The organism is Streptomyces sp. SID486 (genome assembly GCF_009865385.1).
In the GTDB taxonomy this organism is placed as follows: Bacteria; Actinomycetota; Actinomycetes; order Streptomycetales; family Streptomycetaceae; genus Streptomyces.
On record NZ_WWJT01000545.1, the window covers coordinates 1 to 7,685 of the forward strand.

The following is a 7,685-nucleotide window of genomic DNA, read 5'->3' on the forward strand; positions in this document are numbered from 1 at the left end:
CGACGCCCTTGGGGCGGCCGGTGGAGCCGGAGGTGAACATCACGCAGGCGAGGTCGGCGGGGCGCACCGCCACCGTGCCGTGCGGCAGCGGAGCCGCCGTCCGGGCGTCCTCGGGGTGGACCACGGGGATGTCGAGGCCGGCGAGGTGCCCGCCGCGGGGCGCGACCACCGCACCGACGGCCGCGTCCGTGGCCATCGCGGCGAGGCGTGCCGCCGGGAAGCCGGGGTCGAGGATCAGGTAGGCGGCGCCGGCCTTGAGGACGCCGAGGACGGTCACGACCAGCTCGGCCGACCGCTCCAGGTGCACGCCGACCGTGTCGCCGTGCCGTACGCCGTGCCGGGCGAGCCGTCCGGCCGAGCGGGCGGCGCGCGCGTCGAGTTCGGCGTAGGTCAGGCGGTCGTCGCCGTCGATCAGGGCGAGGGCGTCGGGCGTGGACCGGGCCCGCTCCTCGACGAGTTCATGCACGCACTTCATCCCGGGCCCCTTCGTGTTCCTGGGCGTCGTACGCGTCGTCCGTGCGGTCCGTGCCCTCGGCGCCGTCCGTGCTGTCGGTGCTGTCGGCGCGGTCCGTGCCGTCCGTGCCGTCCGTGCTGTCGGTGCCGTCGGTGCTGTCCGTGCCGTCGGTGCTGTCCGCGCCGTCGGTGCCCTCGGCGTCGACCACGTCCGGCATCACGAGGTCGATCTCCCGGATGTTCCGGCTGGCCAGCCCCCACAGGGAGACCCCGATGCCCGCCAGGCCGGCGAGGAAGAACATCCCGGCCATGCCGCTGCCGGGCCGGTCGCCGAAGAGCGGGCCGAGGACGGCGAACAGACCCGTGCCGTGCGCGGCCTGCGGTTCGAAGACGTGGTCGGCGAGCGGGCCGGACAGGGCGGTGGCCAGCGGGACGGAGATGTAGCCGAGGAACATCACCGCGCCGAAGACCCGGCCCTGCCACTCCAGGGGGACCTTGGCCTGCACGATGGCGTTCATCTGGGAGTTGACGAGCGTCATCAGCAGGGCGCCGACCAGCACGGCGGCCGACCAGCCGACGACCCCGCCGGCGAACGCCATCCCCACCAGCGCGGACAGGCACATCCCGATGACGCCGAGCATCATGCCCCGGCCCCGGTCGCGCGGTCCGCCCCAGGCGGCCATCAGCAGGCCGCCGGCGACCCCGCCGACACCGATCGCGGTGTTGACCGTGGCCAGCGCGGCGCTGTCGGCCCGCAGCAGCACCATCGGCTGGATCAGGGCGAAGCCGAAGACCATCACCAGGTTCACGACGCAGAAGTTGATGATCAGGTCCCGCAGGCCGGGCGTGCGGAACAGATAGCGCAGACCCTCCCCGGACTCCGCGGTGATCCTGCGGCGCGGACCGGACGAGGGCGGCGCGGGCCGGTCCCCGGTCAGCCGCACCAGTCGTACGCCGATCAGGGCGAGGGCGTAACTGACCAGGTCCACCAGGAGGGTCGGGCCTATCCCGAAGACGGTGAGCATGATGCCGCCCAGGGCCGGGCCGCCGATGCTGGCCGCGCTCTTGGCGCCGCCCAGCAGACCGTTGGCGCGGCCGAGCTGGTCCTTGCGGACGAGCAGCGGCACCGCCGAGGACAGGGCCGGGAACTGGAAGGCCGCGCAGGCGCCGAGCAGCGCGGTGGCGACGTAGATCTGCCAGGAGTGGAGCAGGCCGAGGTAGTGCAGCAGGGCCAGGCAGCCGACGACCAGGAAGCCGCCGGCGTCCGCCAGCTGGAGCGCCGAGCGCTTTCGCATACGGTCGACGATTGCGCCCGCAAGCGGACTGAGCAGTGCCTGTGGGAGCAGAGCGCACAGGGAGAGCGCGGTGACGGCGCTCGCCCTCTCCCCGGTGGACCAGACGTCGACGACGAAGGCGAACCGGACGGCCGCGCTGCCGACGAGAGAGACGGCCTGGCCCGACCAGACCAGCATGAGCGGCCCTAGACCGGCGAAACGGCCCGGACTCGATTCGGTTGGTGTTGCTGTCACTGCACTGCCCCCAGGACGGTCGCGTGCGGTCAGGGCACCGGCCTCGTGGCTCCGGGTCCGCTGTCGAATGGCCGTCATGATGCGGTGGCCGATTCCCGCCGCGTTCCCATCGCGAACGTCCGAACGGGATCGGGACGGGAGCGGATCGGGACGCGATCGGGAGCCGTCCGGGTGAGGGTCGCGGGGTAGTTGTCTGCAGACCTGCAGAAGGAGTAACGCCGTGAAGGATCCGCGGGACCGTTCGCCGGACGGGACGGCACTGGCCCACGCGCTCCAGGACCTGTCCTCCGTGGAGCGCTGGGCCGAGCGGGCGGCCACCGACGGCCAGGCGCCGCCGTACGTCGCGCACGCCCTCGCCGAGGGACCCACGTTCAGCGTCGAGACCGAGACGGTGGACGGCATGCACAGCGTGGCCAGGATCGCCCCGTCCCCTGCGGACGAAGCCGAACGGGCCGCCATGCGTTCACTGGTGCGGTCCCTGCTCGACCTGGCCGGCCACGAGTCGGGACCGGCCCGTACCCAGGTGGTGCTGACCGCCGCCGGCCCCCGGGTGGTGACGTGCAGTCTGAGTGAATAACCGCAGGTCGAAGGCGAGCCCCGGGTGTTCCCGGGGCCGTTCCCCATGCGTTCCCGCAGGGCGGTAACGCGCGAGGAACCCACCGGGAACAGCCCCCAGGAAAGTCAGTGGCGTCAGGAAGCGGAAAACACCGCGAAACACACAGACACCACAAAGGGGCAGACAATGGGACGCAAGGTTGCTGGGATAGTCGCTCTGATCGCCGCCACGCTGGTCCTCGTCCTCGGCGGACACGCGATCGGCTCGGGTGCGGCCCAGGCGGACAACCAGAAGCCCACCGGCGTCCCCACCGTCCTCGCCGACAACCAGAAGCCCACCGACGTCACGCCGGTCCCGGCCGACGACCAGAAGTCCACCGGCTCCACCGTCGTCCTGGCCGACAACCAGAAGCCCACCGCCGTCGTCGCCGACTGAGCCCCGCCCCAGGCTGTACGTCTCGCGACAGTGCCCCGTCCGGATCACCGGACGGGGCACTCGCGCTTCCGCGCCCGTCGCCGCTTCCCGCAAGCCGCCGCCGAAGAAACCTTTCGGCACCACGTGCCGGGCTCGTTCAGCGCCGCCGCCGTTCCTCCGCGACCCCCATCCGCCCGAACAGCTCCTGGGCCGCGGCCCGGTGCCGGGCCGCGGTCGCCTCGTCGTCCTCGGCGTCCGCCAGCCCCGACAGCGCGTACGCCTCCTCGATGCGGTAGCTCATCGCCGAGGCCAGTTCAAGGGCGTCCGCGTGCAGTTCGCGGGCGGCCTGCCGCGCGCCCTGCCGCCTGCGCAGCCGGCCGACGATGTTCTCCACCTTGGCCCGCCGCAGCGGCGAGGCGTTGGAGGCCACCAGTTCGAGGGCCTGCTCGGCCAGGTCGGGGGTGCGCACCGGCCGGCCCAGGTGCTGGTCGACGTCGGCCGACAGGGCCAGGGCCAGGGCCACGTTCCCCTGGTCCGCGCGGTCGTCGACGAGTGCGCGGGCCTGTTCCAGGCTGCGCGCGGCCTCCTCGTACTCACCGAGCCCGGCCTGGGCGAAGGCGAGGTCGGTGAGCGCGGTGAACTGCTCCTCGCGCAGGCCCGGATCGCTCTGCAGTTCCACCGCCCGCTGGGCCGCCGCCTTGGCCTCCTCGTGGCGCCCCCACTGCTCGTAGAGCGTGCTGAGCAGGCTCAGGCTGTCGCACTCCGACCAGGGGGTGCCCAGTTCCCGCTCGTAGGCGGTCGCGCGCTCCAGGTGCACCAGCGCCTCGGGGAAGTTGCCGAGCAGGCTGTTGAACTGGCCGAGAGTCGCCTCGCTGTGCGCCTCGGTGTGCCGGTCGCCGAGCTGCGCGGCGACGTCCCGGCCCTCCCGCGCGGCCTGCAGTCCCTCCTCGAACCGGCCCAGCCGCCAGCAGGCGACCCCCAGGTTGGACAGGCTCACGCCCAGCAGGGCCAGATCACCGAGGCGTTTCGCGGCGGCGACCGAGGCCCGGCCCAGCGCCCCGAACTCCTCCAGCTGGCCGCGCGCGCTGAGCTGGAAGACGAGGTTGCGGCTCAGGCAGACGACATACCGGTCCAGGCCCCGCCGTTCGGCCAGGGTGACCGCGGCGAGTAGCGCGTCCTGTTCCCGTGTGAACCAGGTCTGGGCGCGCTCGCCGTCGCCGAGGGGAGGCAGGTCGGCCGTGGACTTCTCGATGCCGGTGGGGCGGTGGCGGCGGCCGGGGTAGAGGACGTCACAGGCCGCCTCGGTCGCCGTGAGGTAGTAGCGGAGCAGCCGCTCCACGGCCGTCGCCGCCTCGTCGCCGTTCTGGTCGGCGGCGTCGAAGAGGCTCTGGGCGAAGCTGCGCACCAGGTCGTGGAAGGAGTACAGCCCGATCTCCGGCTGCTGCACGAGATGCACGTCCAGCAGGCGTTCCAGCACGTCCTCGGCGTCCCAGATGTCGGTGCCGAGCAGCGCCGCCGCCGCGTGGACGTTGATGTCGCCGCCCGGGTGCAGGGAGAGGATCCGGAAGGCCGTGCGGCTCTCCTCGTCCAGGGCCTGGTACGACAGGCGCAGGGTGGCGGAGACGCTGCGGGCGCCGGAGCTGAGCTCGTCGAGCCGGCGGGTCTCGTCCCGTAGCCGTTCGGCCAGGTACTGCAGGGTCCAGCGGGGCCGGTTGCGCAGCCGGGCGGTGGCGATGCGCAGGGCGAGGGGGAGGTGGTCGCAGAGCCGGGCGAGTTCGGCGGCGGCCTGGGGCTCGGCGGCGACCCGCTCGGCGCCGAGGGTCTCGGCGACCAGGGCGGCACTCTCCCGCGGGGACATCACGCCGAGGGAGATCCACTGGGCGCCGTCCAGGTCGACGAGGCGGCCCCGGCTGGTGAGCAGGACCAGGCAGCCGGCGGTGGTGGGCAGCAGGGGGCGGATCCCGGATGCGTCGGCCGCGTTGTCGAGCAGGATCAGCAGCCGCTTGCCGCCGAGCGTGGCCCGCCACAGGGCGGTACGGCCTGCCGTGTCGTCGGGGATGCGGTCGCCGGGGATGCCGAGCGCCCGCAGCAGGCCGTCCAGTGCGGTGCCGGCGGACACCGGCTGGTCACCGGGGGTGTAGCCGCGCAGGTCGATGTGGAGCTGGCCGTCCGGGTACTCGGGGATCAGCTGGTAGGCGGCGCGCACCGCGAGGGAGGTCTTGCCGCTGCCGCCCATGCCGTCGAGGGCCACGATCTTCGGGCCCTGTTCGCCTTTCTGCGTCGCGCAGCGCAGCAGTTCGGCCATCTCGACCTCACGGCCGGTGAAGTCCGCGAGGTCGTAGGGCAGCGTGCAGGGCGGCTCGGCCGGGAGCGGAACGGGAACGGGCGCCGGGGCGGCGGCCTCGGGGCCGGCCAGTTCGGGACTCTCCCGCAGGATGCCCTCGTACAGCCTGGTCAGCTGCGGGCCCGGGTCGACGCCGAGTTCCTCGACGAGCAGTTCGCGGACCTTGCCGAACTCCTCCAGCGCCTCGGCCTGGCGTCCCGAGCGGTACAGGGCGAGCATCAGCTGGCCGCGCAGGGTCTCGCGCAGCGGGTGCTGGGCGACCAGTTCCCTGAGGTCCGGAATCAGCTCACCGGACTCGCCGAGGCTGAGGCGCAGGGCGAGGTGTTCCTCCCAGACGGCCAGCCGGCGTTCCTCGATACTCGTGGCCGCCGCCTCGATGACCGGCCCCCCGATGCCGGACAGCACCGGGCCGCGCCACAACGCCAGCGCTCCGCGCAGGATTTCGGCCGCTTCAGCGAGTCGACTTTCGGCCACAGCCGCTTTTGCGGTACGCACCAGCATTCCGAATTCGGACAGATCATTCTGGGTCTCGTCGATCACGACCCGGTAGCCGGGTCCTTCCGTGAGCAGCACGTCTGCGCCGCCCGGTATCCGTCTTCGCAGGTCGGCGACCGCCTTGCGGACCTGGTGGGACGCGGTCGCCGGCGGTTCCTCGTCCCAGGCGGCCTCGACCAGCCGGGAGACGGGGAGCACCTTTCCCGGCTCCAGCAGCAAGGTGGCCAGAACTCGCTCCTGAATAACTCCGCCGAGTTTCAGCCGGACGCCATTCGACCACCCTTCCATCGGGCCGAGAACATTGAACCGAAGCTGATCTCCTGACGCCACCGTCACCTGACAGCCTCCCCCCTGAGTCGCCGCTCCCCTAAGCAGTCCCCTTCGCGCTGGGCGATCGTAACGGCACGCGGAACGCCGCGGTACCGCGACGGGAATCGTTCGGGAAGCAGTTCATCCAGTCTCTTCCTCGTTGGCAGGCACCTCGTCGACTCGGGTCGCCAACCTGGCATGTGGCCAAGAATCTGAGGATAAGGGGGAGACCTATGAATTCCGAGTCCACACCCGGTCTCGATGTGCTGCTGCAGAATGCACGGCGGCGGGCGGGGCTCACCCAGGCACAGCTGGCCGGGCTCGCCACGGTGAGCGTGCGCGCCATCCGGGACCTGGAGCAGGGCCGCGTACGCAACCCTCGTAAAGAAACACTCAAATTGCTGGCGAACGCCATGCGTATGAGCGACGCCCGGCGGATCGAGCTGGAATTGGCCGCCGACGCCCACGCGGCGGGCCGGGTCCTGCGGTCCCTCTACAGCGCCGAACTGGCCGCGCCGCCCACGCCGTTGCGTCCGCTGGTGGGCCGCCGTGGCGAGCTGGAGACGCTGACGGACCGGCTGGACCGCCACGACCGGCTGCTGACCCTCGTGGGCCTGCCCGGGGTGGGCAAGTCCCGGCTGGCCCTGGAGGCCGCCTCGGTGCTGCACGCCCGGGACCGGATGCCGGTGCTGTGGGTCCCCATGGACCGCGCCCCCGACGCCGGCCCGGAGCAGGGCCCCCAGGCGCCGCTGGCCGGCTGGGTCCGTTCGCTGATCCACGACGGCGACCGCTTCGAGGAACTGACCTCGGTCATCGGGGACAAGCCGACCCTGATCGTGCTGGACGGCTTCGACGACTCCGCGTCCGCGCTGCCCGCCCTGCTGAACCTGCTGCGTGCCTGCGAGCGACTGAAGATCATCGTCACCTCGCGGCGGGTGACCCAGCCCCCGGCCGGACGGCTGCTGCCGCTGGCCCCGCTGCCCGCGCCGGCCCCCACCGGGTCCGCGCTGCCGGGCGACTCACTGGTCGCCGGCCGGCCCGCCGTCGAGCTGATGCTGTCGTACGTCAGCCACATGCGCCCCGACCTGCTGCCGACCGACGCGGTCACGACCGCCGTCGCCCACATCTGCCACCGGGTGGACGGGATCCCGCGGGCCCTGGAGGCCGCCGCCTCCTGGCTGCTGCTGTACTCCCCCGACCAGCTGCTGCAGATCGCCCGCTCGACCCCCCTGCTCCTCGTCGACGGCGTCACACCGGCGACCGCCGAGCCGGGCGCCACGCTCAGCGAGCAGCTGGGCGCCGCGCTGACCGAACTGGACGACCGTACCGCCGGCCTGCTCACCACCCTGGCCGCGCTGCCCGAGCCGTGGACGGTGGACGCCGCGGCCCGCGCGGACGGCAGGCCGCTGACCGAGACCGCCCGGGACGTGCACGGCCTGCTGCTCCGGGGCCTCGTCCGCCAGCACGCGACGGAGCCGGGCGGGCCCGTGGGGTTCACGGTGCTGAACCTCGTCCGTGAGCTGATGGCCGCGCGGCGGCCGGCCGCGGACCTGGTCGGCGCCGCCGACTGATTCAGCGGCCCCCC

6 protein-coding genes are annotated in these 7,685 nt (G+C 72.8%); 3 read left to right on the forward strand and 3 right to left on the reverse strand.

Translation table 11 applies throughout. The features are described from left to right. Together GT045_RS24940 and GT045_RS24945 are read right to left on the reverse strand one after the other, a co-directional pair. Positions 1-475, reverse strand: a 475-nt coding sequence (locus GT045_RS24940; protein WP_161335523.1) for an AMP-binding protein, incomplete at its 3' end; no start/stop codon positions are given. Continuing rightward, positions 459-1,925, reverse strand: coding sequence for an MFS transporter (locus GT045_RS24945; protein WP_161335524.1), 1,467 nt, complete (start codon positions 1,923-1,925; stop codon positions 459-461). The genes GT045_RS24945 and GT045_RS24940, both read right to left, overlap by 17 nt. A gap of 277 nt (positions 1,926-2,202) precedes the next feature. Between GT045_RS24945 and GT045_RS24950 the strand changes: the two genes are divergently transcribed. Continuing rightward, on the forward strand, positions 2,203-2,559 hold the full coding sequence (locus GT045_RS24950) for a hypothetical protein (RefSeq protein ID WP_161292428.1): 357 nt from the start codon (positions 2,203-2,205) through the stop codon (positions 2,557-2,559). 165 nt (positions 2,560-2,724) lie between these two features. After that, positions 2,725-2,973, forward strand: a complete 249-nt coding sequence (locus GT045_RS24955; protein ID WP_161335525.1) for a hypothetical protein — start codon at positions 2,725-2,727, stop codon at positions 2,971-2,973. Between the two features lie 136 nt (positions 2,974-3,109). Here the strand turns inward: GT045_RS24955 and GT045_RS24960 are convergent, their stop codons facing one another. After that, the gene (locus tag GT045_RS24960) at positions 3,110-6,079 is read right to left on the reverse strand and encodes a BTAD domain-containing putative transcriptional regulator (RefSeq protein WP_161335526.1); all 2,970 of its coding nucleotides are present in this window, start codon (positions 6,077-6,079) and stop codon (positions 3,110-3,112) included. A 254-nt stretch (positions 6,080-6,333) separates the two neighbouring features. On the opposite strand from GT045_RS24960, the gene GT045_RS24965 reads away from it, so the two are divergent. After that, entirely contained in the window at positions 6,334-7,671 is a 1,338-nt protein-coding gene (locus GT045_RS24965; RefSeq protein WP_161292433.1) for a helix-turn-helix domain-containing protein, read from the forward strand. Positions 7,672-7,685 lie beyond the last annotated feature (14 nt).